Source organism: Paenibacillus polysaccharolyticus, assembly GCF_023714295.1.
In the GTDB taxonomy this organism is placed as follows: domain Bacteria; phylum Bacillota; class Bacilli; order Paenibacillales; family Paenibacillaceae; genus Paenibacillus; species Paenibacillus polysaccharolyticus_A.
In genome coordinates, this window is sequence record NZ_JAMAUN010000007.1 from 89,923 (window position 1) to 115,868 (window position 25,946).

Annotated in this window: 31 protein-coding genes and 3 pseudogenes; 10 read left to right on the forward strand and 24 right to left on the reverse strand. The window is 36.8% G+C overall.

Features of this window, described 5'->3' with window-relative positions; all coding sequences use genetic code 11:
* Nucleotides 1-261: 261 nt before the first annotated feature.
* The 3 genes from M3629_RS17380 to M3629_RS17390 are packed head-to-tail and all read left to right on the forward strand — an operon-like array spanning nucleotide 262 to nucleotide 1,366.
* On the forward strand, nucleotides 262-630 hold the full coding sequence (locus M3629_RS17380) for a hypothetical protein (RefSeq protein ID WP_251508757.1): 369 nt from the start codon (nucleotides 262-264) through the stop codon (nucleotides 628-630).
* 47 nt (nucleotides 631-677) lie between these two features.
* Nucleotides 678-980, forward strand: coding sequence for a hypothetical protein (locus M3629_RS17385; RefSeq protein ID WP_251508759.1), 303 nt, complete (start codon nucleotides 678-680; stop codon nucleotides 978-980).
* Entirely contained in the window at nucleotides 977-1,366 is a 390-nt protein-coding gene (locus M3629_RS17390; RefSeq protein ID WP_251508761.1) for a retropepsin-like aspartic protease, read from the forward strand. Before M3629_RS17385 ends, M3629_RS17390 begins: the two co-directional genes overlap by 4 nt.
* 103 nt (nucleotides 1,367-1,469) lie before the next feature.
* Here M3629_RS17390 and M3629_RS17395 read toward each other — a convergent pair.
* The 14 genes and pseudogenes from M3629_RS17395 to M3629_RS17460 form a co-directional block, all read right to left on the reverse strand.
* Nucleotides 1,470-1,568: pseudogene (locus tag M3629_RS17395) on the reverse strand (LuxR C-terminal-related transcriptional regulator); the annotation flags it as partial.
* A gap of 10 nt (nucleotides 1,569-1,578) precedes the next feature.
* A complete protein-coding gene (locus M3629_RS17400) occupies nucleotides 1,579-3,126 on the reverse strand; it encodes a recombinase family protein (protein WP_251508763.1) in 1,548 nt (515 codons plus the stop codon).
* A 13-nt stretch (nucleotides 3,127-3,139) separates the two neighbouring features.
* Nucleotides 3,140-3,319: a hypothetical protein gene (locus M3629_RS17405; RefSeq protein ID WP_251508765.1), complete on the reverse strand. Its 180-nt coding sequence runs from the start codon at nucleotides 3,317-3,319 to the stop codon at nucleotides 3,140-3,142.
* Nucleotides 3,320-3,532: 213 nt separating this feature from the next.
* Nucleotides 3,533-4,315, reverse strand: a complete 783-nt coding sequence (locus M3629_RS17410; protein ID WP_251508767.1) for a hypothetical protein — start codon at nucleotides 4,313-4,315, stop codon at nucleotides 3,533-3,535.
* 88 nt (nucleotides 4,316-4,403) lie between these two features.
* Nucleotides 4,404-4,640, reverse strand: a complete 237-nt coding sequence (locus tag M3629_RS17415) for a hypothetical protein (RefSeq protein ID WP_251508769.1) — start codon at nucleotides 4,638-4,640, stop codon at nucleotides 4,404-4,406.
* Between the two features lie 133 nt (nucleotides 4,641-4,773).
* Nucleotides 4,774-5,094: pseudogene (locus M3629_RS17420) on the reverse strand (type II toxin-antitoxin system PemK/MazF family toxin); the annotation flags it as partial.
* Nucleotides 5,095-5,276: 182 nt separating this feature from the next.
* Entirely contained in the window at nucleotides 5,277-5,684 is a 408-nt protein-coding gene (locus tag M3629_RS17425) for a type II toxin-antitoxin system PemK/MazF family toxin (protein ID WP_251508773.1), read from the reverse strand.
* Nucleotides 5,684-5,851: a hypothetical protein gene (locus M3629_RS17430; protein ID WP_251508775.1), complete on the reverse strand. Its 168-nt coding sequence runs from the start codon at nucleotides 5,849-5,851 to the stop codon at nucleotides 5,684-5,686. The genes M3629_RS17425 and M3629_RS17430 overlap by 1 nt, the downstream gene beginning before the upstream one ends.
* Nucleotides 5,852-6,131: 280 nt before the next feature.
* Nucleotides 6,132-6,548, reverse strand: coding sequence for a hypothetical protein (locus tag M3629_RS17435; protein WP_251508777.1), 417 nt, complete (start codon nucleotides 6,546-6,548; stop codon nucleotides 6,132-6,134).
* A gap of 75 nt (nucleotides 6,549-6,623) precedes the next feature.
* Complete coding sequence (locus tag M3629_RS17440) at nucleotides 6,624-7,367, reverse strand: stalk domain-containing protein (protein ID WP_251508778.1); 744 nt, start codon at nucleotides 7,365-7,367, stop codon at nucleotides 6,624-6,626.
* Nucleotides 7,368-7,462: 95 nt separating this feature from the next.
* Nucleotides 7,463-7,750, reverse strand: coding sequence for a hypothetical protein (locus M3629_RS17445; RefSeq protein WP_251508789.1), 288 nt, complete (start codon nucleotides 7,748-7,750; stop codon nucleotides 7,463-7,465).
* A 21-nt stretch (nucleotides 7,751-7,771) separates the two neighbouring features.
* Entirely contained in the window at nucleotides 7,772-9,151 is a 1,380-nt protein-coding gene (locus M3629_RS17450) for a hypothetical protein (protein WP_251508834.1), read from the reverse strand.
* 49 nt (nucleotides 9,152-9,200) lie between these two features.
* Nucleotides 9,201-9,377, reverse strand: a complete 177-nt coding sequence (locus tag M3629_RS17455) for a hypothetical protein (protein WP_251508836.1) — start codon at nucleotides 9,375-9,377, stop codon at nucleotides 9,201-9,203.
* Between the two features lie 465 nt (nucleotides 9,378-9,842).
* On the reverse strand, nucleotides 9,843-10,064 hold the full coding sequence (locus tag M3629_RS17460) for a hypothetical protein (RefSeq protein ID WP_251508838.1): 222 nt from the start codon (nucleotides 10,062-10,064) through the stop codon (nucleotides 9,843-9,845).
* A 438-nt stretch (nucleotides 10,065-10,502) separates the two neighbouring features.
* Here M3629_RS17460 and M3629_RS17465 point away from each other — a divergent pair, with 438 nt between their 5' ends.
* Nucleotides 10,503-12,266: a hypothetical protein gene (locus tag M3629_RS17465; RefSeq protein ID WP_251508840.1), complete on the forward strand. Its 1,764-nt coding sequence runs from the start codon at nucleotides 10,503-10,505 to the stop codon at nucleotides 12,264-12,266.
* Nucleotides 12,267-12,374: 108 nt separating this feature from the next.
* Here the strand turns inward: M3629_RS17465 and M3629_RS17470 are convergent, their stop codons facing one another.
* The gene (locus M3629_RS17470) at nucleotides 12,375-13,418 is read right to left on the reverse strand and encodes a helix-turn-helix domain-containing protein (protein WP_251508842.1); all 1,044 of its coding nucleotides are present in this window, start codon (nucleotides 13,416-13,418) and stop codon (nucleotides 12,375-12,377) included.
* Between the two features lie 477 nt (nucleotides 13,419-13,895).
* On the opposite strand from M3629_RS17470, the gene M3629_RS17475 reads away from it, so the two are divergent.
* The 3 genes from M3629_RS17475 to M3629_RS17485 all read left to right on the forward strand — a co-directional run bounded on the left by M3629_RS17475 (nucleotide 13,896) and on the right by M3629_RS17485 (nucleotide 14,512).
* The gene (locus M3629_RS17475) at nucleotides 13,896-14,033 is read left to right on the forward strand and encodes a hypothetical protein (RefSeq protein WP_167433912.1); all 138 of its coding nucleotides are present in this window, start codon (nucleotides 13,896-13,898) and stop codon (nucleotides 14,031-14,033) included.
* Between the two features lie 102 nt (nucleotides 14,034-14,135).
* On the forward strand, nucleotides 14,136-14,294 hold the full coding sequence (locus M3629_RS17480) for a hypothetical protein (protein ID WP_251508844.1): 159 nt from the start codon (nucleotides 14,136-14,138) through the stop codon (nucleotides 14,292-14,294).
* Nucleotides 14,295-14,305: 11 nt separating this feature from the next.
* On the forward strand, nucleotides 14,306-14,512 hold the full coding sequence (locus tag M3629_RS17485; RefSeq protein WP_251508846.1) for a helix-turn-helix domain-containing protein: 207 nt from the start codon (nucleotides 14,306-14,308) through the stop codon (nucleotides 14,510-14,512).
* A 75-nt stretch (nucleotides 14,513-14,587) separates the two neighbouring features.
* On the opposite strand, the gene M3629_RS17490 is transcribed toward M3629_RS17485, so the two are convergent.
* From M3629_RS17490 to M3629_RS17515, 6 genes are all read right to left on the reverse strand, one after another.
* Nucleotides 14,588-15,199, reverse strand: coding sequence for a recombinase family protein (locus tag M3629_RS17490; RefSeq protein WP_251508847.1), 612 nt, complete (start codon nucleotides 15,197-15,199; stop codon nucleotides 14,588-14,590).
* 1,028 nt (nucleotides 15,200-16,227) lie between these two features.
* Complete coding sequence (locus M3629_RS17495) at nucleotides 16,228-16,692, reverse strand: hypothetical protein (RefSeq protein WP_251508849.1); 465 nt, start codon at nucleotides 16,690-16,692, stop codon at nucleotides 16,228-16,230.
* Nucleotides 16,693-17,241: 549 nt separating this feature from the next.
* Nucleotides 17,242-17,517 carry a hypothetical protein gene (locus tag M3629_RS17500; protein ID WP_251508851.1) on the reverse strand — a complete coding sequence of 92 codons (276 nt, stop codon included), beginning with the start codon at nucleotides 17,515-17,517 and terminating at the stop codon, nucleotides 17,242-17,244.
* A gap of 15 nt (nucleotides 17,518-17,532) precedes the next feature.
* Complete coding sequence (locus tag M3629_RS17505; protein ID WP_251508853.1) at nucleotides 17,533-17,886, reverse strand: hypothetical protein; 354 nt, start codon at nucleotides 17,884-17,886, stop codon at nucleotides 17,533-17,535.
* 1,194 nt (nucleotides 17,887-19,080) lie between these two features.
* Nucleotides 19,081-19,413: a hypothetical protein gene (locus M3629_RS17510; RefSeq protein ID WP_251508855.1), complete on the reverse strand. Its 333-nt coding sequence runs from the start codon at nucleotides 19,411-19,413 to the stop codon at nucleotides 19,081-19,083.
* 89 nt (nucleotides 19,414-19,502) lie between these two features.
* A complete protein-coding gene (locus M3629_RS17515) occupies nucleotides 19,503-19,775 on the reverse strand; it encodes a hypothetical protein (RefSeq protein WP_251508857.1) in 273 nt (90 codons plus the stop codon).
* Nucleotides 19,776-20,189: 414 nt separating this feature from the next.
* Here M3629_RS17515 and M3629_RS17520 point away from each other — a divergent pair, with 414 nt between their 5' ends.
* Together M3629_RS17520 and M3629_RS17525 are read left to right on the forward strand one after the other, a co-directional pair.
* The gene (locus M3629_RS17520; RefSeq protein WP_251508859.1) at nucleotides 20,190-20,435 is read left to right on the forward strand and encodes a helix-turn-helix domain-containing protein; all 246 of its coding nucleotides are present in this window, start codon (nucleotides 20,190-20,192) and stop codon (nucleotides 20,433-20,435) included.
* Between the two features lie 138 nt (nucleotides 20,436-20,573).
* Complete coding sequence (locus tag M3629_RS17525; RefSeq protein WP_251508861.1) at nucleotides 20,574-21,260, forward strand: hypothetical protein; 687 nt, start codon at nucleotides 20,574-20,576, stop codon at nucleotides 21,258-21,260.
* Nucleotides 21,261-21,284: 24 nt separating this feature from the next.
* Here M3629_RS17525 and M3629_RS17530 read toward each other — a convergent pair whose 3' ends face one another.
* From M3629_RS17530 to M3629_RS17540, 3 genes and pseudogenes are all read right to left on the reverse strand, one after another.
* A complete protein-coding gene (locus M3629_RS17530) occupies nucleotides 21,285-22,310 on the reverse strand; it encodes a phage lytic cycle repressor MrpR family protein (protein WP_251508864.1) in 1,026 nt (341 codons plus the stop codon).
* Nucleotides 22,311-22,312: 2 nt separating this feature from the next.
* Nucleotides 22,313-23,638: a DNA sulfur modification protein DndB gene (locus M3629_RS17535; protein ID WP_251508866.1), complete on the reverse strand. Its 1,326-nt coding sequence runs from the start codon at nucleotides 23,636-23,638 to the stop codon at nucleotides 22,313-22,315.
* 965 nt (nucleotides 23,639-24,603) lie between these two features.
* A pseudogene (locus M3629_RS17540) lies at nucleotides 24,604-24,759 on the reverse strand (LuxR C-terminal-related transcriptional regulator); the annotation flags it as partial.
* Nucleotides 24,760-25,089: 330 nt separating this feature from the next.
* Here M3629_RS17540 and M3629_RS28430 point away from each other — a divergent pair.
* Nucleotides 25,090-25,929 (forward strand): methyl-accepting chemotaxis protein, encoded by an 840-nt coding sequence (locus M3629_RS28430; protein WP_285888894.1) that lies wholly within the window; start codon nucleotides 25,090-25,092, stop codon nucleotides 25,927-25,929.
* The last annotated feature ends 17 nt before the right edge of the window (nucleotides 25,930-25,946 follow it).

The window sequence follows — 25,946 nt, forward strand, 5'->3', positions numbered from 1 at the left end:
ATTTTTATATTATTTGAGTTAAATAAGAAAATCGTTTTTACACCCTTATTTTAATCAAGGCGCTCTGGCAAAGCAAGAGGATTTTCGCTGGAGTTGATATAAGTCCATTATGTTAATCAATCACGCTTAGTCACACCTTCAGTTCATTTGAAGTTTTCACACAGTCTGCTAAAGTTAATCGTATGTAATTTAACAACAACAGAACAAATGGATGAGTCTATATGTGATGTACTTCTAAGGATATAAAAAGGGGAACTGCTCATGAATCGTAGACAGCGTAATAAAATCGTCCCAAACATCTGGATCATTGCCGCCAAGCGTAGTGACACCGCCCACAATTATTTTGCCCTCTATGCCATTGACTGGAGGCGTGGAGCCCGCTTGAGCTGGGAAGGCTGGACACGTTACCAAGAGTTTTTGCAATTTCACGTGCCGGTCAAACGAAAAGTGGCGGGACGCGCCAACTCATCACAGCCTGCTGCTAAAATTGCCAAAAAGGCATTGTACTTACAGTTAAATGAGGTACAGTATAAGGAATTAGAGCAGTTATTTTATCAGCCGTTTTCGAGGAAAAGATGGAAGGTTTTTATGAAGGAACATACGCGTAAAAAAGAGGCTTCATTAAAGTGACCAAGAGGGGGTTTTGGATTGTTGCTTCCTTTTAACGTTGGAGGATTATGTTATACTTAGATCATCAGATTCATAGCGAGGTGAAGCCAATGAAATGGGAGGACATTACTGAATTGCATCCAGGTCGTTTTGTGCTAGTTGAGGCAATTAAGGCGAGTTCCAATAATCAGCTACGTCAGTTGGAGGACATGTCAGTTATTCAAGACTATGATGACCCTCAAAAGGCATGGAGTGGGTATAAAGAGATGCATAAACTTCACCCCTCACGCGAGTTGTATGTTTTTCATACAAGTAGAAGCGATGTGGAAGTTGTTGAGGAGTTTTTCTCAGGAGTAAGGCAACGAACATGAAGCTAAAACTTATTAATGGCTTACCTATCATTTCCTTGACTGTAACTCATAATGAACGATCCATTGTTTTGAATAATATACTTTTCGATACAGGCTGTGCGACAACTGTTTTTGATACCGATGCTTTAGAAACAATTGGTTTACACATAGATTTCATTAACGGAAGGGCTAAACGAATGTATGGGGTTGGAGGTACCAGTGAAATTTTCTATGAGCAACAGGTTCCTGACTTTTTCATTGGACATATTGAATTAGCTGATTTCCCTCTTCAACTTGGTTCAATTCGAGAGCCCTATGGCTTTGACGGAATTATTGGTATTGATTTCATGATGAGAGCCAAATGTAAAGTTGATTTTGAATCCATGAGTATAGCGTTTGAAAAGTAGCTGTATTCGTAAAAAAACAAACATAAAAGCCTTTCCCCATGCTTCATACTGAAGGATAGAGAAAGGCTTTTGTGTTACCCTCATTTTAACTGCGGTTCGCAGGCTAAATCTTAAGTTCTCCGAGCTTGATTAGCTCTACAACAGCCTGCGAACGACCCTTAACATTGAGTTTCTGCATCACATTCGTAATGTATTTTGAAACACACCAAAAATTACAGCCTACCCAACACGGAATGAATTTCAACATTATTTACTTTATCAACTGTAATTTTAGATACTAACTTCCCTAGGATTAAATTTACTTGATCTACTTCGGTAAACTGATTAAGATCTGATAATTCATCAAGTGAGATGTTTATCTCCTTAAACTGTTCACTGTCATTCAAAACTCGTTCTAATTCAGATTTCATCTTGGACAACTGTTCTTGCTTCTGTTTAATCTCCTGCTCATACTGCTGCTTCTCAAACTCATATTGCTCATCATCAATCTCATCGTTTAACTTTTGCTTTCGGATTTCAAAAAGCAATTTACGTACGTTCTGTATCTGCTTTTCTAATTTAATGATCAACTTCTCGTTATCTTCCCTTGCCTTTTTGGTAATTGTTATCGTCTTGCCTGATTTAATCTTAGCTCTCAGTTTCTCCATTAAACTTTGGATAAGAGCTTCTTTGAAATCGTCGTATGGAATCCTGTTGTGATTGTCACATCCAGTTTCACCCTGTCTTCTTCTCTTAGAGCAAACTAAATAACGATAATCGTTCTTTTTACCTTTGGAGGTCACAATGTTCAATGATGATTTACAATGCTTGCATTTGATTATTCCAGCGAATACATTAACCTTATTTCTTACCCCCCCACGCTTCCCACCTCCACGCTTTAAGCGAACCTCCTGCGCTTTTTGAAATAACTCCTCACTAATAATTGCCTCATGAGTCTGCTTGCCACTCTCTTCCCATAATTCTTTATCCCGTTTCACTAATTTTCTAGAGCGATCAGACATATTATTTATGTCGTTGTATACCTTTACAACTGTGAATTTATTGAACACATTTCTACCTGTGTATATCTCATTCGTTAATATCCGCTCTATAGAGGTTATTCCCCATTTCCCTCCTCTATAAGATGGAATATTCTCTTTATTTAAATACTTCGTGATAGCCTTCTCCCCCATCTTCTGGTTGACATACATATCAAATATGAGTTGTACAAGGCTGGCACGTTCATTAGGTACAATTGTTTTCCTATCATCAATTTTGATTTTATCGTAGCCCAGTGGAGCAATCGTGCCCAGATAGTTCCCTTTCATTCCTGACTGTCTGATTCCTCTTCGTGATGAGATGCTAATTTGCTCACTTAATTTCTGGTTGACCGCTGAAAAAATCTGAAACTTAAACTCGTCATGATCAACTTGTGAATCATAGTTCTCGTCCAATGAAATTACTCTCAATTTTAGCTTATCAACGAGTATTCTCTTTAATCCGAGCGAGTCGTACGTATCACGAGAAAATCTTGATAAAGAAGAAAAGAGGATGGTTTTAAAGTAGCCCTTTTTTGCATCCTCAATTAATGTCTGGATAGATGGTCTGCCAATAATGGATGTTCCACTATCCCTGTCTACATATATGTACTCCTCACGAACCTTTAAGCTTAACTGTCTTGCTTTTTCTTCACAATCCATTCGTTGGTGTTCTGGACTGAATTTTTGGGACTCCTTTGTTGTGGATACCCTAACATATATTGCTGTATCATCATATCTCATATGACTTTCCCCTTTAGTCTGTCAATTTAATCTGGATATCATATTCTGAAGCAGGGAAATTTTTGATTGCTTTATGTACTATCGTATCAACTACAAATTGAATTGCTTCTCTTGCTTCTGCATCGCTACGGTTATCATCTATGAATATAAAATTGAATGAATTGGATTGTTTTCGCTTATTTGTCTCCTTCATTCCCTGCACACCACCCGTATTAGTGTCATACGGATACTTTATGCGGATACTGCTTGGACGAATGACAGACAATGTTTTCGCTATACTTTGGATAATTACTCACCTCCTTGTCTGTATATCCGAGGTGACAGTAGGTGTCACCCCATGATACCCCATGCTATACTGTCTAAAATCATTTCATATTTCTAGTTGAGCCTGTATGTATTATATGAGTTAGTCTTGCTTTAAGATAATCGCCATTCTCTCATAAGTGAAATTCCTATTGATCGTTATTGTTCCACCATGTGGATGCTCTGTAGTTATTGAAAAAGATCCCGTATAGCTTAAGTCTTCAGGATTCTCATATTCTTCTATTGTTGTTCTTCCCAAAGTGACGTCTTCAGACTGGAGCAGAAAAAGGGAGTTACCTACCTGATGGAATCTTCCTGTGTCAGACTTGGAGTAAGGTAAGCCTATATGTTTAAGTGCCGCGCCCTTTGAATCAAATCGCCGGAATGTTTGTTGTTTCGTTGGATCAGTAGTATTTACTACAGTAAATAGATAGTGAGGAAAGCTAGTTGCTTTAGCGCAATTCTTTGCATTTGTTAATACTTGTATGTTATTCAAGCTATAACCTTCTTTTTCATCAACTCTATCTATAGTTGGTCTGAAAGAAGGTTTGTAATCATTTCTTATGTACTCTTCCGTGTGTTCTTTCCACGACAACCAGAACCCTTTTTTCTTATGTAGTACAGATAGAAAGGTTTCCTCTTCATTCTCCCATTCACACTCTACGTGTTTATACATTCCAGTGTTGTATTTACAATTGGTTATTCTGCTGTATATACTTCCATGGAGAAGAAACGCACTGAATTTTTCCTCATTTGAAATTATTCCTTCTTTAAAACATCTTTCAGCAAATGCTATTGCGCGCAACTTATAGTCAACATAATTGTGTTGACCATATGTATCGATCCACTCTTTTAATACTTCTTCTGTAATGAGACGTTTTGCCAAATCATCAACACCCTTTTAAATGTTATTTTAGTTTAATTAAAAATTCAGAAGTTGGACAATGCGTCCAACCCCTGTAAAAGTATAATTGCTACTCGCTAATTTTCTTGTAGTACTTCAGTTCAAGATGTGGAGAATAGAACATCTCCGTATTTGCGACATATGTATCGTCTATTGTGTATCGTTCGTTCTCTACCCCGAAAATTGATCCATCATCGACTTTGACTTCGTACATTTTCCCTGCTGTAAAATCCTTCGTTTCCCCATTTACCAATTCAATAATATCTGCTTCGTTAATGTCTGTAATTTGTGTTAATTCAGGTTGCATATATCTTCCTCCATTTTATATTTTGATAGACACCAATTGACAGTACCTCCAAATCAAATCAATTTGCATCACCACCTTTAATAAGCGTCAAAGGTGTCTATCTATATAAAACACTGCTTAAATCGTATGTAGGTTACTCCCATGCATTAATACAACCAAGCTGAACCAAGAGAGCACGATCCAGTTGAGGTACGTACGTATTGGCATTACCAATTCTCCATAACAATTGATCCTTCTGAATGGTAGTCATCTGTTCGAACAGCACAGTTGAGTCATTTAGTAAGCCGCATTCAGAAGCGTTCAGTTTAACATGTGTAGGCATATCCTTCTTATTAACAGATGTCACACTGGCTACTTGTACAGTCGGGCTGTGACGATTTCCCATATCATTGGATACAATCAACACAGGTCGCTTTCCCCTCTGAATACTACCACTCGTTGCTTGCAAATTTGCGAACCAAAGCTCTTACCGTTTATATTCCGTATTTTCAACAGTCAACATTTCATCACTCCGTTTGTCGTTTTCTTTATAACCGAATTATAAGTTAAAATTTTATAAATAACAAGTATTATTTTAGTTTAATTGGAGTGAAAAAATAGAATCGGGCTGATTTAGCCCAATCCCTATCTGTCCATTTATTGACTTTTACTTCTCTTATTTGAGCGTACACGTCTATTCTTACTTAATTCTATTAAAAAGTTCTCATACTCCTCATTTTTCAGGAGCAATCTTTCCCAATCTTCATCTTGAAGAGGCCCTATGTAGTGAATTCTCTCTATATCTTCTCTATCAATAATTTTGGCTTGGTTTACAAGTAACCATGATCTCTTAGTTAATTGAGAATCTCTCCAACCTTCAATTTCCAACTTCCAATAATCATCCTTATGTCTAGGTGGTTTATTGGGAGATGTACCAGTGATGGGCAAACAATAAACATCGTCGCCATCGACATAAATGACTAAGTTTGGTCTACGTTTGCCCTCACTTGGATCATCGTTATATTCACGATATACTTCATATATATCTTTAGGCAAGATTAACATTATTTGCGTTCATACCCTTCCGCCCAAGCTACGTGTTCTGGATTATTTCTATCCAACACAATTTTACCATCTTTTCTGGGAAGTCTTTTAGCAGTTTTTAAAAAATTCATACTAATACCTTCAGGCGTTTTAGACGGAGATTTTCTGTTTTCTTGAACTGTAGACATATCCTTGTCCTCCTTACACATATTACACACTCCTTCACACAGTTATTTAGTAAAAAGTATGCCCTAATATTTAGAATATACCCACTTTTACCAACATAACAGCGGAAGTTACTAGCTTGCGAAAACTGAATAATGTACTAGCTTTCATTAAATATACCACTTTTATATAACATATACAATGTATATGCAACACAGTTTCCTATGGTTAAACTCCATCTCCAGCTATACGTTGGTAAAAGTAAAGCGCCTAGAGTTAGTCTAGACGCTTGTTTGGTGATGGTCACATGTTGAGTAGGCTGTTACCTTCAGAGACGGCTGTAGACGTACCCAAATGTGTCTGAACAGTAGAGCCGACCACTGCGATTAATTTGCCATTCAAAGTTACCCGTGCCCCATTTCCCGTTGTAATGCGCCCAGCACCTGAACCACTTGTACTAGGACTAATGGAGACTATGCTACCACCAAGTTTAGGGGACGGTGATGGATCAACACTCCACTGCTCATTGGTCTGGTCGTCTACACACGCAACGGGGACACCATTCACTGTGAATTTGTTATTGGACTCTACTGTACCTGTGATCTTTGCACCAGTTGTGTGAGTTGTGGTGGTATATGTCGGCTCACGGCGAGTACAGTTTCCGTCTTCATCCCAAGAAACGCATGTTGTACCATTCTGATAGCGCTCAACATATGACACATGTCCACTTTTATTTGACTCTTGTATAGTAGATCCTTGTAATGCTACGTTAGCTATGATATATCTTCCTTTCTATTACATCATGTAAATTTTCAAATACCTCTGTTCAGTTGAGTTATCGTCAGCGTAATCTATTGCCTGTTTTCCAGAGTTATCTTTGAGCTTTGCGTCTGCTTTTAAATTTGTCATCTCTCCAAAATAGAAATCATTCTTGCTAATTACGGTCAACATTAGCGCCGTTTTTCCGTCATCACGTTGAACATTAACGTCCAATGCATTGCGTTTAATCGCTTTATATGCTTCATAATTATTCTCTTCGATCACATACATTAGGAGCGTGTTGTTCCCATTGGTAGAGTCTTGGGAGTTTACGTCCAATGTACCATTATTTAATGCTGTACGGATTTTATCAGGGTCTAATTTCCCGTCTGTAGAATATGTTTCTCTCAAATTTTTCACCTTTTTGCTTGCAGTTTCATTTGTATTATTACTTGGAGTAGTAACGGTGGTTCCCGTTGAACCAGTGTTTGTTGCGTTGCTTGTAGCGACTCCTTCTTTCAGAGAAACCTGAGAACTTGTAACGGATTCTACTGAATATCCCATGGCATTAGCTGTATCTCTGACTGGCAAATATAATCTTCCATTCACGTTCAATGGGGAGTCAGACAATTTAGCTTGTGTACCATCCACAATAACCTTTACATTACTTTGTGTCGCCTTGAGGTATGTAGCTGCTCCAACTGCTGTTGCCCCTGTGAACGTAATACCAACAACCGCTCCAAGTAGAAATGTTGGTAGTTTCTTAAACATCTTTTTCATCTTATGTACCTCCAATTTAATATGGGATATACCTAGTAAAATCTAAATACAGTATATCCCATATATCGGTCACACGAATGAATTTTATTACTTAACTACTTCACTCTTACTCCGTTGATGTAAACTTCTTTACCAATGTTAAGGTGTGGCTCCTTAGTTTCTTCTGGCTCATGTGTGATCAGGTTCATATAACTATTTAACATATCCGGCTCAGTGTACTCTTTAATTTGTTCATAGATATAGTTATCTAGCATCTTTGTAAGATTGTGTTCCATGACAAAATTCATAAGGATATCACTTTCGTTCATGGTAGTTTCGTACAAATCTCTCGTTTCAATTAGTTCCATCATTAATGCTTTTTCTAGCTCATAGTTTTTACTCATATGTATGTTCCCCTTTATTGATTAGTTTGTATGAAAATTAAATGCTTTACCGTGGAACTCAAACGTACCGTCTGCTGTAATCTCAATATAACCATTCGTGTTCCCGATCTTCATTGGCCCTCCATCAGCCATTGCTGTTAACTCCTTGGCTGTGAATACCATTTTTGCATCTTGAGAATCTAGATAAACACCGCTATCTTTAAAGTCAACACTACGCTCTTTTCCAGTATTTGAAGACTTATAGACACCACTGATGCCACCGTTATACTTGGTTTCAGTAAATGTCGCTGATCCATTGGCACCACCATCCCCTGCACCGACTCTCCGAACTGGCTGAGCTGCATCACCAGAACCTTCAAATGTATCAATCCGCTTAATCTTCTCTTCCATATCGTAAACCATTACAGGCCATCCTGTTTCTTCAATAGTCATCAGTCCCATTTGCTCAGCGGTTGTCCAATATAGACTTCGACCATCAGGCAAGGTTTTTTGCACTCCACTGCCCGGTTTAACGCGCCCAGTAATCCACATGACACTGTTACCTTCTATACGTACATAATCCGACCAACCTTCAAGTGCGGCATTTGTGAGCGTAGACAGTTTACCAGCCGTGAGATTGGAGATAACTCCATCTTGAGCAGTTAACATGTTAGCTGCAAGTAGTTCTGCATCAATTGCACCCAAGCCTACCATATCCCACTGATTAGCCATGAATTTCTTTGTTGCAGAGTCCATTAACAGTGTATTGTTTGTATCAGTAACTGTTAGTTTTTTCATTCTGGCTTCACCTTGCATATTCGCATGGAATTTTGGTTTTTGATGTTTCCAAATTTTCAACTCTACTTTATCAGGAATTGGGATAATTTCTTTTGTAATCTTATTTTTCTCCATCGTGAAACGTGTAACAGTTCCACCGACCATTTCATCAGTTACAAACTTATATGCACCAATGATACTGTCATTGAGGTTGTTACCCCACTTAATTAAGGAGCCTGTTTTTGCTAATGCTTTGTCACAGTGAGCACCCGCTGCAAAAGCCTCTCCTTCCTCCAATTTATCCCGATGAATCATGAAATCCTCTACTGAGGCCATTTGGTGAAGGTAGTAATCATCTTGTTCATGTGAAACAACAAAAACACTAAGTTCTTCTTTGTTTCCCTGATAAATGTGTTTTACAATTTTCTGGATATCTTTAACAGAATGCTGTTTGTTAATCGAATTAATTACTGCTTTAACATGTTTCCAGTAACCTCCAACTGCAATCAACTTATCTCCCAACTGATAAGCCTTTTCAAATCCATCCTCACACCAATAATTCTCATTGTTATAGGTAACACTTACTCGCGTATCACTATATAAAACTGCTTTTCCATCAATTTTTGAAATATAATGCAATGTCATTAGTATTTTTTTCCTCCATTTTCTTATGTTTGTCTTTTCCTGTAACTTATTAAAATTTAAGAATGATCGCTCTTACTTCGCTACCTTTACACATATACTCTCCTTCTACACGCATTTCAAAATCGTTTTCAATTGACGTCAACATCTTCTCAACATGTTCTTTACCATACGTATCTGCTCTACTTTCATATGCTCTGTTATCTTTTAATAGAAATGTCACTTTCATATTCACAAATCTCCATTCACTATGTATTATTTTCGTCTATAATTGTTCTCCCAGTTTAACCACACAAAACTTACTTCCTATTCTTCATCTCTATTGCCCTTATTGCTCTCCTTGGATCACTTCCAGCCCAGCCAGCTCATCAACCTGTACCACGCATATCTAATCTTCCGCGTATCTCATCCCTCCCCTTCAACTCTATTCATAGGCTCCAAGAGTCTACCTTGGAATTCGTTAACCTTGTGCACTCAATATAATCCAAAAACATTTATTTAGTAAAGTATTATTTATGTTTAATAAAGAAATTTTTTTCTCTTCTACTATATTGACACCTCAGATTCAATTCTAATCCTCAAATCCTTGATTAATTAATAAGGAATAGGAACACAACTGTCCTCGCTGGTATAAAGTGACCCCAGCAATGGATGGCTGATTCTTCCTATAGATTTATTATGATTTAGAGGAACATCATTTACCTTCACTTTGTGGTTCCCAATTTCGGAAGTGCAAAGTCCTTTCTGATTCGCCAATAGTTTCAGCTATATCTCTCAGATGGGTCTTTGGTCCATCTGCTTTATTTCCACCATTCTTAACTCCCCAATACTCCTTTAAAAATGCTGCTTGTCTCCCCTTCTTAACTGGATCGCTTTCAGCCTCCCCTCTGCGCTCTGTGTTCTCAGCAATAAGCATGTATTCAGCTTGCCATTCGTCTACATCTACGATTTCAACTGGAGCCAACGATATATAACAAAGGATGTATGTTCAACATACCCCCTTCATGCTGTGCAAAATTTTGCACACCTGCAATTAAAATTACACTTGCCACCCTCTTTATTATATGTTATAAAATATTTAAGTATTATTTTTGTATAATTGATTATTAACCAAAAAGGAGTGTATACTATCAAACTACTGATAGACCAGAAGGAGTTTAGTTGTAAGCCAAGTTTTAAAGAGATAGGCAGCATCAGTAATCGACTACTACAAAATCCAACTGATGTTGAACCTCAACAGTTAGCAAATGAGATTATACAAGGCAAGTCATTCGTTCCTGCGTACATAGCGAGTAAAACGAATGGATTACTAGCACGTACCAAAGATTGTTGGACTTCTCAGCAAGTCATCTGTATGGACTTTGACAATGGATACTATGATAGGATACTCAAGCAGAAAGTTAAGGATGTACATATCACATGGGAAGAAGCACAGGAAGAATTTAAAACGTCTGCTATGTTCATGTACAAAACGTTCAGTCACACAGATGATTGGCCTAAGTTTAGAGTAGTCTTTGCTTACAATGAACCATTCACAGATATCAACTTGTTGAATGCCCATACTGATCAATTATTTAAAGAGTACCCATATGCTGATGAATCAACCTTCCAAGTTGAAAGGCTATTCTTTGGTGGGACTGACCTCTATGTATTTGATTATGAAAATAGACTCCAGATTAATCATGACTTACTTGTAGAGGGGGGATATTATGACCCCAATTACTATAGTAATAATATAGATATAATTGAGCCTACAATATCCCCCCCTGCTACATCAGATACAGCAATTACATACATGAGCAATATAGATATGATTCAGAGTTTAAACACAAATATAATACATAGAATGAAAAATACATATAAACCAATTACAGTATCATCACGTAAGGAAGTATACGATTATTTAAAGAAGATTAATCTACATGAATATATAGGAATAGCAAGCAAACAGTTTCATGATATATTCCACAATGAATCATCACCGTCAGCTAATATATACCAAGATCCCAAAACAGGTTACTGGTGGTATAAGTGTTGGAGTAGTAGTCACCCATTCACAGGTACTATTATTGAGGTAACAGAAAGATTGACTAAACTAAACAAGCCAAAATCACTCCGATACTTGATGGAATGCTTTAACATCACAATTCAGAAATCAGAATGGCATGTTGAGATGGAGAACTTAATCCAGCAGAATCTAGAGTTGCTAAATGAAGAGGAATTCATAATAGAGGCATACCCCAATTTGAATTCATTACTTCGAACGCCACTATACTATTCATTGTTACGAGAGTTACATTTAATAGCATTGGAGAATATCTCAACCCTAATTCACATCAAAGATACTGAAGAAGCTGTATTCTTTGCTTCAATAAACTACATAATGAAGCGTCTAGATAGATGGTGTGATTTTGATCGTTTCAAGAATAGTAAGGCATCCCGAATCAGAACTATCTTGTCATTGTTTGTTTACTTACAGTTACTTAATCGTATCGATATAGAACGTTTGCCATTTGAATATGTAAATAGAGCCAAATTAGAAGCACAGAAAAAGCATTTTCAGAACATGATTACATTTTGGACAGTTCCCTCTATGGCAGCTACACACATGAATGAAGTTGAAATGTTAGCCAAGCAATTTAAGGACTTGGGTATGACGGTAGGCAACTTTGATAGACAGATGGTATTGAAAACTTTGGGAGAAGAAGAAGCAAACAGAATATTCCCTATGAGGAAAAATGAGCAATTATCTAGATTAAACGAGCACGTATGCGAACAATTAGAACAGACTTGTCTAAGATACATAACAGAGTACGGGTGGGTAACTGAACATAGAATTATAGAAAATACATACTTAGAAATTGAAGATGTTGAAGCAGAAATGAGAAAGCGCGATAAACGAATCAAGGATTCCATTGTTACAGAAGAAGACCAATCCAAATGGTTGTATGAGTTAAAACGAAGACAGCTCAAGAAAATTATTGGTGGCCTGATGATCAATCATGGTTTAAAGAAGCAGAAACTCAATAACAAGTTAATGGAAGAAAGGGAAATACCCTTACATTACAATGAGAATGGCAATCCAAGTTATCCAGTTGTTTATTTCACAGTAGAATAGACGTAAAAAAATCCCCCAACCACTAAAGGAAGGGGGTAATTGGCATGTCATTGAAAATTTGTCACTTTAAACTCTGAGAGTCATTTATGGTGACATGGACTATTACAGTTACTCCACATCATGTATCTTCGTCATTTCACTCAATTCCTTAATATCCAATACATTCATCAGTCTAAGTAGAAAATGACCATCAGGCGTTGTTTCTCCGCTTTCCCATTTTTGCAGTGTTCGGTCAGAAGCTCCAATAGCTTCAGCCAGTTTTTTCTGTGTCATCCCTACTGCAACTCGTCTATCCTTAATCACTGTATAATCAAACTCCATTAACAATGGGCCTGTGTATAGGTCATACCAAATATCTGAGCCATCTTCATCTGCTCCGTACACATTGAGTCCCCACACTTTTGTTCTAGGTGTAATTTCTACATATAGTGAACCTTTCAACTTATCATTGACATCGACCCATATTCTCTTGGCGTTTTTAATTCTTACACCAATCCATTTAAGTATGGGTTGATTGTTATGGTCACATGGGAACATACCATCCATTCTTAATCTGTTTCCGTATCTTTCGATAAAGTCTCCAACATACATTTCTTGAATCTCATAGATAATTGGTTTCAATCCAACCATTTCTCTGACAATATTGTATTCAACAATGAATCGAGTCGGTGTCTTCTCTTCTATTCCAAGTTTCTGTGCTAATTCAAGGTAATGCAACCAATTATAAATAGGTTGAATCTCCCCCACACGTCCACGCTGTTTAACTGTATAGTTAAAAATGGTAACAAGGTCAATACCAAAGTCATAATATAGGCGTTCCAATCCACAATAGAACTTTTCAAGTTGATTATCATAATCTGGTTTGTTGAATTCAAGTGAATAATAGATGTATTGACTTAACTCAGCAATGTCACCTAACTCTCTACTAGGTTTATGAAAATAGAATGGTATTCTTCTAATGAATGTATCTCTACTAACTGGCTGAAATATCAACTCGTCTATCTTATCAAATCCTAAGTAAGCAAATACCTCTAATCCTACAATCTCATGTCTATATAGATAATCCACCAACTTCTCCACTTTGTCTTGTTCCTTTATGTACTCTCTAACTAAAGTTGTTAATTTGTGCTGCTCATCTGTTCCTATAGTCATCGTATCCCTCCTCTTTGGTATATTCATATTATAGTATGAAGAATATGGGTAAGATAGCTGACAAGTTATTCGTATTATCATTACTTGGAATCATGGTTATAGTGGACTGTATAGGTGGAAAGAGAGCAAAACAAGGAGATAAAACGAATCATTATTCGTTTACAGTCCTGTTCGCCATTTTAGCGAAGTGACAATCGTACAGATTTGATTCATGGTGTCGGAGTGGTAGTGCTAGGCGTATATTCTGTGAGACAGTCAACTTTTGGGATTTTTAATAGCCCCCCATCTCCTATGATCAGGTAACGTGTCAGTATGTATCGTCACTGAATCCAACATTGCGGTGTAGGTATAAGTGCTGCCGAAATATTTGGAAATTTTGACTCGATTTTGGGTGTAAATATACCCCCTATGGGTAATAAAATTCTTTACATGCGTTGGCGCACATAATATAATTATATATGTAAGGAGGTGATACATATGGACATTTGGGGAAAGGTTGGAGTCATCATTGGTACACTAACCTTCATCAGACTTATCACCAAAGACATTCTAGAATGGAAGGAGAAAAAGAAAAAGGCGAAAACGTCCAAAAAGAAACGTAATCGCCGCAAGTAGTAAGCATTCACCGAGAGAGGGAGTTAGAGGCTCCCTTTCTCACCAACATAATACAACACTCCTTACACAAGTGTCAAATAAACAGAAGGGAATGAACAGACAATGAATAAACATAAACGAGAAGGTATCGAACGCTTTATGCTCACAGGTGTATTATCTACTGTTGCTCTATCCATCAATACCACTTGGGCAATTACATTACTGCTCATTGTGGCTGCATACTCACTCATTACAGGAGTAATATACATCACTCGCAAATAGGAGGAGTCATCATGACTAACAATCCATCTAAAGACCAATTACAACAGAACATGGATAATATCATGTCTCAACTCATGCAAACAGAAGAAGCATCAGAACTTTGGGGATTGTCTCAGGGATATATCAAGAACCTATGTGCTAATGGTGATGTTATAGCTGAAAAGATTGGAAGGTCGTGGTTACTGCTTAGAGACCAGCCCAATCCAAAGCAAGGCTAATGGAGTCCAGTGAATGGACTTCTTTCTTTGTGTACGTGGATAGTTATAAGCATATAAAAAGCCTAAGCACATGGCCTAGGCTAATGATCGTTCATATTCCTTTACTCGTCTATACCAACTATTAGGCTTCATCTCTGCCCTTCTCATAGCTTCAACGGCTGTGATATCACCTTGCTTCCATTCTGTGTATGCTTGCTTAAACTCCTCGTTGATAGCTTGCTTTGGTCTGCCGAACACTACGTTGTTATTCTTAGCGGCAGCTATTCCCTCAGCCTGTCTACCGTTTATCTTTTCCCTCTCTCGCTCTGACATATACGAAAGCAGCTCCAATACAATACTGCTTATGACTTTCTCTAATCCATTCTTGTACTGTCTAGTATCTAGAATTGGCATATCCAATATAACAATGTGAGCACCTATGTTCTGGGTAATATCTTCCCATTCCTTCTTAATCTCCTGTGCGTTACGCCCTAAACGATCCAGTTCCTTCACGAACAATATATCATCTTTACGGATAGCACTCTTCATAGCTTGATAATTTGGTCTGTCGAAGTTCTTTCCACTCTGCTTATCTATATAGAAATCTCGCTCCGATATCCCTAAGTTCTTCATTGCTTCTATTTGTCTTGCTTCATTCTGATCCTTAGTCGAAACTCTTATGTACCCATGATGTCTGATCTCTCCCATAATTCAATCACCCTTTGCTATGTTGTTAAAGATATTATATCAAAATCATGTCAAAATGTATACTCACACTTTTGAAATATTTCATATATATTTACACACTATTTGAAATATATCATAACCACTTTTGACACACACCAAGAGAGTCTTTCAAAAAGTATACTTTTAGCCACACCTATGTCGTACAGTTTACCAACAAGGATTGTACCTATAAGTGGGAATAACAACTTAGAAAATTTCGAAGTCGCCAACCATCCTGAATTTTATGACGGTTCCATTTCAACTATCTTGAATTTCACGATGGTTCACCAGTTGATGGTATAGTGTCTCCCTTTGTAAGAAATTCTTCTCTATCAATTGATTCAGGTAAAGATAACATCTCAAACATTTTCCCTGTTGGCAAATCGCCAGTCGACGCGCGATTTCCAAACTGCTCAAAAGCTTGAATCATATTACAGTCGTACAAATCATAGTTCCAATCGTACACGATGCAATTTCAACACTTCAACCACAATAAGTCCAGTGTTTGTAAGGGTTTTTACCTTTACACATATCGAATACTACCCTATATCGTAAGTATAATCGTGACATGATCGAAAACAACCCAAAAACGCAGTAGTACCAACGGTTTTAGCCATATTGGTAAAATTTATAAATTTGCGATTGAGATGCCAAAAAAGCTAGACGGGACAAGGGTTTTCAGCGTTTTACAAAAGTTGTATCGTATGAGTAACAGGATTATCTAAAATGATGACTTATTTACGCAACTTTCCACACTTGGTTACGCATCTCATTTACTCATAATCCTTGTTATATCAACGTTTCCCCTCATTGAGCAAAATTTTGCTCAACAACATGACTGATTTACGATACACGTTTTCATCACAAAAATTACAGTCGAGTCGTGGAATTAGGTAACGGTAATCGGGGAACAGAAGTAACCATTACTGGTCAGTTTGACTACTACTTTACTCTATCCTTGAAATTTCAAGGATAGATTGGCGCATATAAAAAAGCACCCATAAGGATGCTTAATTCCTAAACATTTTCCGTTCAATATCATCTAAAAAGGTGGCTTCCGTAAACTTATCATTCTGCTGTCCAAAGCTAACACTCGGTTCTATTTCCCATTCTCCTGAAGAATAAATCAGCTTAGTTGTGTTAGCTGGAGAAGATGCAAGATCAGACATTCCTAAAAATTCTTTATAGTAATTAACATGAACGAAGAACTTATCTTCAGGATGACTAACATAAGGTCGTATAGTTACTCCATGAACTTCAGTGAATTTAATTGCAAGTTCAGTATATCCAGTTCTAATATCCAATGTCTCTTCTTCAGTAATTTCAATAACATTCTTACTTTCACTGTTTTCAATCCAACTCCTTACGCTACTATATAATTGTTTAAGAGCAGCAATTTGTTCGTTTTTTAAATTTTCGATCTTAACTTTCTCTATTTCCATCTTCTGAATAATGCTAGTTATTTTATCACTCATCTTTTTCACTCCTAGCTACGTTTTTTTTAACAAGTATAATTCGACATGCAGGAAGGGTTTACCTCTATTTATGTCGAAATAACTGTGTTATAAGGAGGTGCATTATAAAATGTACTATGTTATTGGTCATGACTCACTAAGGGATTCTGGAATATTACAAAGACAAATCATGGAACCTCTTCAGAATGAACAACTTACACGTGCTCAGAATGCAATAACATACACAAAAGAGCGTGAAATACTCCACTATGCAACCAATTCCTATGAAGATCCCAATTTCCCAGACTATGAATACTTTAGTTATATCAACTCTAATACTCGCGACTTGCTTTTACACTACAATATCGATTTTGAGGAACTTGGTACAGTTGAAACACTGCCTAGTGGAGTAAGTCTCCTTATCAGGAACACCAGATTCCTTTAATTAACGCTCATTATCCGTTGGGGGCTGTGCTTCAGCGGATTTTTTTATTTGCCTGTTATATATGTTCTGTATAACAACAAAAAAACACCCCGAAGGATGCTGTCTTACTATATAGAAATAAACAGCTAGTTACTCTCTATTTTCTCCTGCAATTTCTTAATCTTCTTATCTTGCTTCTCTATTTTTTCCCGAAGTTTATCGTACATCTCTTCTGTAATAAGTTCCTCAACATATGAAAATAGCTTACCATCAATTACTTTTATGTGATCTAATACTTGTTTTTTGATATCTTCAGGCATTTCCTCCCCCAAAGTTTGAATTAATTCCTTTTTTGATTCTGTAAGGCTCCTTACTATCTCTATTGTGTACTTGTTTGTTGAGTGATCCTCTACATTACTCATTTGCTTTCCCCCTAATTATAAATCAATCCATTCACTCTTCATTCCAAACAATTCACGCCAATTTCTAACATTATAGATTAACTGTTCCTTAGTCATCTCACCTTCACCATATTGAAAAAACCAATCTCCTGCCAAGTCTCTACAGAACGTATCTTTATGGAAGTATCCTTCTGGATCACCGTGTAACTCAGTCATTTCTACTGTGTTATCTCTAGGCATGCCAACAGAGTCACAGATTATATGTTCGATCTCAGACATGTAACCATCATAAACACTCCAAGTAACTCCTAAAGCATCCTCAACCTTCTTCTCTTTCGTTCTCATGTCTTGAATCATATCAATCAAACTAGACATTGTTGCTTCGTTCATCCATATCACTCCTTATGTATGATAGGAATATTATACCACCTACAACGTTGTATAGTGATAATGATATATTCTGATGCATCATAGATAATTGCCGATGTCGGCAAATCAACATAGATGAACAATCATATTTACTGTTCGTTACATATTAACCTACCCAATTTTCGTACTGGTTAGTTTAACATGATTCAGTTTTCAGAAATAACGAATCGTTACAATTGAAAATAGTGAACTGAAGGAATATTTCCGTTGGTTGCCTTTGCTTGTCTGACTCATTTCTATAGTGGAAACAAGTTGACCACTCACTAACGATTCGTTATTGAGTTTTCTGTTTTGGGATTTTACCAAACTAGAACATACAAAGGTCGTGGATTATGATGGTTTCACACAGCATTAAAAGTTGTACGCAGCGTACAACACAAGGGCATAGTTTCAACCTACTATCTTGGTCAGTTACCGTCACTTTGACGGAGACTAAGTTAAACTTAGAAGGTTATTTCTCGTTCTCCCATAGGCTTATGACAAGATGTCAAAACCCTCCCTTACCCTTAGCAGCCATCCACACAGTGTACAACAATTCCCACGGCTCAACTTTGAGCAGTCAGTTAATCAGTACCCCTCAAACTGAGGGTAAATGGGCTTACCGCGATTTCGCGGGTGAGTATTGTTCGTGTTATTCTTTGATTTAGTCCAGTATTAGGCGATAATACAATGAGCACAAAAATGTGCATATTGCAAACACGAACATTATAGCCAAATATCTTGTTATATGTAGGCAATCCCAACTTTCTATCGACAAAACGTTATGTAATCCAATGTGGACAAAACTGTCCATATTGAGAATACGAACATTAACAAAAAAAGACAGCACCCATTTGTGCCATCCTCACATGTGGTATTCCATTTTCATCATTGTTCGCTTCTCCTGCCTAATCCATGTTAACTCTTCACGTATTTCCATCCTACGTTCAAATGTTATGTCTAATCGTGAACCTTCAGCAACCAGATGTCTATACCTTGAATCAGATATTGTTACAGGCTTAGGCTTACGTTTTTTTCTTTGGCTTGACTTGCTGACCTTTATTTCTTGCTGACCTATACGGAATTTCCGTATGTCTCAGGTTCATTATTGTTTCAAACAAGTTGTCTCTATTATACATAGAAGCTCGTTCCCCTCTCCTTAATACCTCCTCAAATTTACAACATGATATTGCTAGTGTTTAAATAGCATTCAACAATAATCTTCTCGAAGTGTTCTACCATCTTACTAATGATATGATCATAAGACTCGCCACTTTCCAAATAATTTACTAATCTCTGTGACTTGTCTTTGCCTATATCAGATGCAGAATCATTCATCGTTTTAATCAATGCGTCATATGCTGTATCCACCAAGCAACACAATTTGTATTCATCAAACTTCTCTAATATTCTCAAGTCCAAACTTTTACTCTGTTCAGGTAGAGCAAATACTCCCCCAATGCGATTAACAACAATCGGCTGCGTTTGACTAACAATGTTCAATTCCATATGTATCATTCTCCTCATTTCATATTTATCTTACAAGGGGGGGGATGAAATTTGCATACTCCCTTAAGAAGATGAAAGTACAATTTCACTTAAAGTTGAGTTTGTTCTTTTCGCATTATATTTAGAAGAATTCTCAGCATCATTCTAGTAGGATCTATTCCTGCACGAATGAAGTATTCAAGTCTCAACTCATTTGTTGTCAACACAGAACGCATATCCTTAATGAAAGAAGTATTTTTAATACTGTAATCATCAACGATAAATTCGATGCTGAAATCCCTGTGTTTATTAGCCTCAATTAAACCTTCGATATACGAGCGTTTCGTAATATCAAATACAGGTTCAACAATTGCTGTAGCCATATGTATCACTCTCCTTTGGATTGAATTGTGTTATCTAAACGTTAAGAACAGATTTCAGTGAAACCCACGTACCGTTACGTGTACATATACATAATTGACGATTGATCAGTTTACCATGTTTGTACATCTGTATCGCTCCCTTCGGATTCTAAAAAATGTCTAAACTTATTTGTTACATGAATAATAGTTACAGTACATTGTCGCTTATTTGATTCGCTTTTCTAAATCGGAATTCAAGTTTCGGTACATTGGTGATGATGAATAGTTGCAGATAGTGTACAATGAGTATACAGGTACACAATTTTGTATACTGGATATCACACAATTTCGATTCGCTTATACGAATCAATGTTACCTCTTCATAATATTCGCTTAGGAGAATCATGTCAACTGTTTTCTAGGGGGAATTTCTAGTTGTATGTTCTGAAAATTAAACTTAAAGATGTACTAAAACAGCGAAACATTACCCAAAGACAATTGGAGAGTATGTCTGGAGTAAATCAAGCTAGAATCTCGCAACTCTGCAAGTCAGGCAGACAAGAGATAAACTTAGGTATCCTTGAGAAAATAGCCGCTGCCTTAGAAATCACAGACATATCTGAGTTAATTCAGTTTAAAGAAGTCTCAGATACAAAAGACAAAGAACCTACATCAAATTGATGTAGGTTTTTTTGGGCAGGAGTCCGAAAACAAAAACATACTCGAATCAACAACATTTTTTATACCTTAATATTCTACATAATTCGCAACAAGAGAATGATAAAGTTATTTTATAATCAAATTCTGGAGGCGATCCAAATGGAACTTTTGATAACCGGTATTATTTCAGATATGTCATTACCAGATGCAGCCAGAAATTTACCCTTGGAACTTCATGTCAAAGAAGAAACCTTTTATAATTTGATAGTCACTTATAGTATTGAAGGGTTATTAAAAGATGAACAAATAAATTCTCTCTACGAAGAAGAAGCCATTAAAAAAAGAATTTATGATTTGTTAAGATATCAACTTGAAGAGATTAATCGTGTTTTTTGTGACCAAGGAATTGAAATCCTTAATTCTCGAATTCAAGGTGTTAGATATTTAGATGCCAATATAGTTAAAGTTGAAATAGTTGAAGAATTAGAAGATGTCATTCCTAGAACAAAGACAGGAAAAAAATCAAAACGTAAACCTATGAAAACATTTGTTATAGCCCCTGATTTAGAATTTGTTCAAGAGACTGCTTCGCGTATAGCCACCAAAGAACTAGCAAGAATATATACTGAACTGATGGAAATAATGCCAAATAAAAAGTTCATGTCGGAAGTTCTAGGGATCGAGCCAACTGAGAATGACGAGCTACTTATTGAAGCGTTCTTGGATCAGTATAGTAATCTTTGGTTGGCTACAGGGAAAGAGAAAGACTTACTTCTCGAAAAATTTCGACATCGAATAGAGTTGGTTATTGCAAAACGTTCTTCTGATAAAGACGAAACTCAGTAAACTAAGAAAAAAGGTGACGTAACATTAAATCCCTATGTCATATATTAAACTTAAACTCTCCATATTCAGAAAGCCAACCTTATATTTTGAATGGGCATATGATCCATCAGGCTGTTTGCCTACGTTATAATGCTCACAGATGATATTGTATTCTTCTTTTTCCAGCTTCCCATGCTTGATATACAATTCTCTTGCCATTTTAAGCATTCCACTATTTCTAAGATTTGTAACAGTTAGTTGAGGCAAGTTATACCACTCAGCAATTTTAGTCAACCTAGACTGGACAAGATACTTAGTCGTTGGCTCATCTAAATTTTGCTTCATTTTTGAGGTAACAGCAGATCGAACTATATAATCATTATCAATTAACTCCCTAGAATCAGTTTTGATATTTGGCTTTAAAACTCCATTGTTTTTAACATATCTCTCTTCTTTGTTTGCAATCCTAAGAATATTGTATAGGTAGTCTGATATCGCTATTTCCCTGATTTCTCTACCTTTACGACCATCATTGAAGAGCATTATTTTATATCTCATTTCGTCATTTTCTCGTATTTGAGTGATATGCTCCATCTTCATATTAAGCAGTTCACTATTTTCTTTGCCCATGACACCTTCGAATATAGCCTGTACTATAGCTTTATCCTGAAAGTTTAAACATCCATCTACAACATTTCCTATATCCTCTTCGCTGAAGAGTGTTGGATTGTTGTCGTCTACAAATTGAACAAAAAATTCATTTCCTGAAACAGCATCAAGTGGATTTATATTGTCCTTACGCAAGTCTTGCTCAATAGCCCAACGAATATAGTTCTGTATAATACTCCCTGTACTTTTGACAGTAGCAAGTTTAGTGGACTGCAATAGGAGTAAGACTTGTTTTATTTCGTTTAGATTAAAATCATATAAATCCATCCCTAACCGCTTCTCAATAGCCGATGCTCTACGAAGCACTCTAGAATATGCTTCTTTTGTATTCGCGTTCTGTCTTTGCAGAAATCGCTCTTTCTGTGACTCGTTGTAGAGATTATCATCATATATCTTATTCACTGTTATTCCCCTCTGAACTTAGATTCAAAGTAATTAATTATTTGATTACGGATACGTTTGTTTCCTGTGAGTGATTTCTTGGCATCTAGAAGTATCTCAAGTTCTTTATAGTCAAAAATAATACTGTTCACATATTTTTCTATCTCATCTAAGCCTATATAATGTTCTTTCATGAACTTAGATAAAACAATGTATCCAATAAACATTAATGGATGGCTCATAATTGGTTTTTTACGATTATTAGCGTTAATTGAAAATTCATCTGGATAACTGCCCACCAAATAAGTAAAGAAATCATTGAGATAATTTGAAGTTTTAATAACGTCTAACTGTCTGTCAAAATGATACATGCGATCAATTGAGTAACTCATGATATCAAAGGTGGTCAACTCTCCAGCTAATTCATTAACAGTTGTTGCTGAAGCAATATGTTTCCCTATCTCTGATTTCCTCTGGAGAATGGCAACTACCTTGTCCGACATTCTTTCCTGTGCAAGCTCATCTCTTCTTTCCTTCTTCAATACGTTAATTGTATTGATCTGACCAAAATACTTTTGAGCTGTCTCATGGTCATATGACCTAATAGAAAGTATCATCTCTAAATCTAAATTAGGTTTCATCTGTAAAGCTGCTATAGCACCCTGTAAGCGGTGAAATCCATCGAGTATGGATATAACTGCTCCATCGTTAATGGTAAGCGTTCTAGAGTCATCATAGTACGTCACAGGATCAACTTCTGTAGAATATACATTAAGAGTAATCATATCTTCAAAGTAGTGATTAGCAGCCATTTTAGATGCAATCCTCTTAACACTTGCCTTATTAACGATTGGTGTTTTGACAACTCCTCCAGACTGATTAACTGCGTATTTAGCACCACGTTGAGTTTCGTAATCGTACACAATTAATTGACTCTCAGACATCTTCACTAAATCTCTAATCGCAATTTTGGTTATGTAGCTGTCATATTTAAGCATGGTAGTGTCTGAAAATGAAATAGGTAATTCCATTCTTTTCTGAACTATGGATTTAAGGTTATCCTGAGCATCTCTTATTTCACGTTTACCAAACAGTTGATTCGGCTCTAATTGCTCATTTCCCGTCACATTGAATAGAGCTTTGCATACACCGTACAATATAAAAGATTCAATTTGTGTAATGTATTGTGAAACATACTCTGCTTTTTTCAATAGTGAGTCGATTACTTCTACAGGAACATTCAGCTCAATAAGTTGATTCTTAAATTGATGCTTCAGTTTTTTCGAATCGCTTATTTCTTCAAGTTGTGTAATGATTAATTTCTCAATTTCTGCTCTGTCTATTTTCATATGCATGAACTCCTTCCATACATATAATATGGTATCACAATTAAACTAAAATAACATGGTTCAGTTAAAGTTTTTCGATTCAATTGATAACACTGTTTCAATGAACATTACACTTCCGAAATTCGGAACTCTTTCTTAAAGTTAGGGTCTCATCAAGTGACACCCAGAGACACGATTATATAGTGCCGGGATTGGCTGTGTTGGATTTTTGGAGCTATTAGGAGCTAGAGGCAATTGTGAGGGGGAAAGAAAAACAGCCGTGTGAGGGCTGTCTAGGCTGTATGGTACTATGCATTTCTGTATCTTTGATTGGTACGATCTATTTTATAATCAGTCAGCACATATTTAGAGTAAATGCCCTGTCTCATGCATTCACCACAATATGATCCGACTTCAGTTTGACTTAAAAAAATAGTTTTTTGACATCTACTGCATCTGCAATTCAAAAGTCCATTTCTCAGCTTATCATATTTCTTAACAAGAGCTAATGTCTTTCCATTAGTGTAACCTTCTTTAACCCGTTGCTTTTTACGATGATTGTTTGGTTTAAACCTCACTAAAAGAACCAACTCCTTACGTTTTGATTCTTTCTATTGTAACACACTTCGACATAATAACCCAAGTTTTTACATCATGTAACAAAATAAAAAAGCCCTCTAAGGGGCTGTATTTGAGAAGTCAGGCTGTGTAATATTCATTAACTGATTCCATGTCGTTTCAAGAATACCAGTGAAGCCATTTGCGAACAGTTTATGTGCAGATACATTTGGGATTGCATAAATAAGTAATCCTGTAATAATACCAATGGTAATAATTCTTGGTAAATGTGTTTTGTCAAATTCAATTCCGCGTATATTGTTCATCTCCTTAATTGTTATAGGAATATTATACCATGAGAAAGAACATACTTTCTACTTCCTCGTCACTGCCTGAGTAGTATCTATTATGGAGTTAATTTCAAATCACATCACATTGGAGATATGGTTACGCACCGTTTTCTCGCTGATGAATAACTGCCCTGCGATGTCACGCGTTGTTTTGTCCTGAACCAGCAATTCGAATACTTCGCGTTCACGGTGGGTTAACAAAAATTTGCTTTTATGATGATCGATACCCTTCAATGTTCACCCCTCCTTGCTCGGGTTGTGTTGGTGTAACAAGGTTAAGGGGATACAGTCAACTCATCTTATGTCAGATCAAGGGCGTTGGTTCAGTTTTATAAGAAAAATGGGCAGGTGGATGGGCAGTTCAGGTGGGTCAGCACATAACAATCCATTTAAGCAATCATTGCTTGCTCCATTTTCATTGTGAAAGAACAAGTGAATTCTGTATGCTTGCAGTATTTCAAATTCGTGCTTACTCTTTTATTCATTTTCTTCACTAGAGAACCGATATACCTAAAACAACTTGTATTACAATTGATAGCCTTCCATAAAAGGAGCCACACATTAATGGACATTATCCAAGCACTAATTGAAAGCATGCCTTATTTTCGGTTAGCCATCCGACAAGATGTGACCTTATCCTTAATTGATCGAGAGAAATATCTGTACTTCTCTTCAGGAGAATCGCTGAAGGAACTGAAATTTAAGACGGGAGATCCACTCCCTGAAGCTAATCGGAATTTTGCAGATCTGCAAAACGGCACAACAACGACATACAGTCACTTTCCGAAGGAGGTATTTGGCATCCCCTTTGATGTTGCTTTCATCCCTGTCAAAAACGTCGCTAACGAGATTGTCGCAGTATTTACCCTCGTATATAGCATGGAAGACCAGGATAAGCTACAGCAGCTAATGAACATCGTTGAAGGACTAACCAGCCAACTGGTGGACAGTGTGCAGCATGTTGCAGCTCATTCGGAAGAGCTGAGCGCTACCTCCGAAGAGATGTTAGGCAATACGAAAAAAGCTGTTCAGACTTCTGGCAGTGTAACTCAGGTTGCCGGATTTATTCGTGATATCTCCGAGCAAACGAACTTACTGGGCCTTAATGCGGCCATTGAAGCCGCACGTGTCGGGGATGCAGGAGCCGGTTTTGGGGTAGTTGCCAAGGAAATTCGCAAACTGTCTGTTGATACTAAAAACGCCACTAACGAAATTGAGAAGTCCTTACTGACAGTGAGACAGTCCATCCAATTGTTAGATAACGACCTTGGCGAAATTACGGCAAGTTCACAGGAACAGGCTGAGCTCGTCAGCGAATTTATGGAAACGATTAACCACTTGAACGCAACGACCAAAGAGTTAAAGAAATTCATGCAACAATTAATTAGCATTCATGAATCTTAATAGATATTTAGTGTTTT

What these genes read in the sequence shown, in the direction of transcription:
- M3629_RS17380 (WP_251508757.1), top strand. Translation starts at nt 262, where the DNA reads ATGAATCGTAGACAGCGTAATAAAATCGTCCCAAACATCTGGATCATT.
- M3629_RS17385 (WP_251508759.1), top strand. Translation starts at nt 678, where the DNA reads ATGTTATACTTAGATCATCAGATTCATAGCGAGGTGAAGCCAATGAAA.
- M3629_RS17390 (WP_251508761.1), top strand. Translation starts at nt 977, where the DNA reads ATGAAGCTAAAACTTATTAATGGCTTACCTATCATTTCCTTGACTGTA.
- M3629_RS17400 (WP_251508763.1), bottom strand. Translation starts at nt 3,126, where the DNA reads ATGAGATATGATGATACAGCAATATATGTTAGGGTATCCACAACAAAG.
- M3629_RS17405 (WP_251508765.1), bottom strand. Translation starts at nt 3,319, where the DNA reads ATGAAGGAGACAAATAAGCGAAAACAATCCAATTCATTCAATTTTATA.
- M3629_RS17415 (WP_251508769.1), bottom strand. Translation starts at nt 4,640, where the DNA reads ATGCAACCTGAATTAACACAAATTACAGACATTAACGAAGCAGATATT.
- M3629_RS17425 (WP_251508773.1), bottom strand. Translation starts at nt 5,684, where the DNA reads ATGTTAATCTTGCCTAAAGATATATATGAAGTATATCGTGAATATAAC.
- M3629_RS17430 (WP_251508775.1), bottom strand. Translation starts at nt 5,851, where the DNA reads ATGTCTACAGTTCAAGAAAACAGAAAATCTCCGTCTAAAACGCCTGAA.
- M3629_RS17440 (WP_251508778.1), bottom strand. Translation starts at nt 7,367, where the DNA reads ATGAAAAAGATGTTTAAGAAACTACCAACATTTCTACTTGGAGCGGTT.
- M3629_RS17445 (WP_251508789.1), bottom strand. Translation starts at nt 7,750, where the DNA reads ATGAGTAAAAACTATGAGCTAGAAAAAGCATTAATGATGGAACTAATT.
- M3629_RS17450 (WP_251508834.1), bottom strand. Translation starts at nt 9,151, where the DNA reads ATGACATTGCATTATATTTCAAAAATTGATGGAAAAGCAGTTTTATAT.
- M3629_RS17455 (WP_251508836.1), bottom strand. Translation starts at nt 9,377, where the DNA reads ATGAAAGTGACATTTCTATTAAAAGATAACAGAGCATATGAAAGTAGA.
- M3629_RS17460 (WP_251508838.1), bottom strand. Translation starts at nt 10,064, where the DNA reads ATGCTTATTGCTGAGAACACAGAGCGCAGAGGGGAGGCTGAAAGCGAT.
- M3629_RS17465 (WP_251508840.1), top strand. Translation starts at nt 10,503, where the DNA reads ATGGACTTTGACAATGGATACTATGATAGGATACTCAAGCAGAAAGTT.
- M3629_RS17470 (WP_251508842.1), bottom strand. Translation starts at nt 13,418, where the DNA reads ATGACTATAGGAACAGATGAGCAGCACAAATTAACAACTTTAGTTAGA.
- M3629_RS17475 (WP_167433912.1), top strand. Translation starts at nt 13,896, where the DNA reads ATGGACATTTGGGGAAAGGTTGGAGTCATCATTGGTACACTAACCTTC.
- M3629_RS17480 (WP_251508844.1), top strand. Translation starts at nt 14,136, where the DNA reads ATGAATAAACATAAACGAGAAGGTATCGAACGCTTTATGCTCACAGGT.
- M3629_RS17485 (WP_251508846.1), top strand. Translation starts at nt 14,306, where the DNA reads ATGACTAACAATCCATCTAAAGACCAATTACAACAGAACATGGATAAT.
- M3629_RS17490 (WP_251508847.1), bottom strand. Translation starts at nt 15,199, where the DNA reads ATGGGAGAGATCAGACATCATGGGTACATAAGAGTTTCGACTAAGGAT.
- M3629_RS17495 (WP_251508849.1), bottom strand. Translation starts at nt 16,692, where the DNA reads ATGAGTGATAAAATAACTAGCATTATTCAGAAGATGGAAATAGAGAAA.
- M3629_RS17500 (WP_251508851.1), bottom strand. Translation starts at nt 17,517, where the DNA reads ATGAGTAATGTAGAGGATCACTCAACAAACAAGTACACAATAGAGATA.
- M3629_RS17505 (WP_251508853.1), bottom strand. Translation starts at nt 17,886, where the DNA reads ATGAACGAAGCAACAATGTCTAGTTTGATTGATATGATTCAAGACATG.
- M3629_RS17510 (WP_251508855.1), bottom strand. Translation starts at nt 19,413, where the DNA reads ATGGAATTGAACATTGTTAGTCAAACGCAGCCGATTGTTGTTAATCGC.
- M3629_RS17515 (WP_251508857.1), bottom strand. Translation starts at nt 19,775, where the DNA reads ATGGCTACAGCAATTGTTGAACCTGTATTTGATATTACGAAACGCTCG.
- M3629_RS17525 (WP_251508861.1), top strand. Translation starts at nt 20,574, where the DNA reads ATGGAACTTTTGATAACCGGTATTATTTCAGATATGTCATTACCAGAT.
- M3629_RS17535 (WP_251508866.1), bottom strand. Translation starts at nt 23,638, where the DNA reads ATGAAAATAGACAGAGCAGAAATTGAGAAATTAATCATTACACAACTT.
- M3629_RS28430 (WP_285888894.1), top strand. Translation starts at nt 25,090, where the DNA reads ATGGACATTATCCAAGCACTAATTGAAAGCATGCCTTATTTTCGGTTA.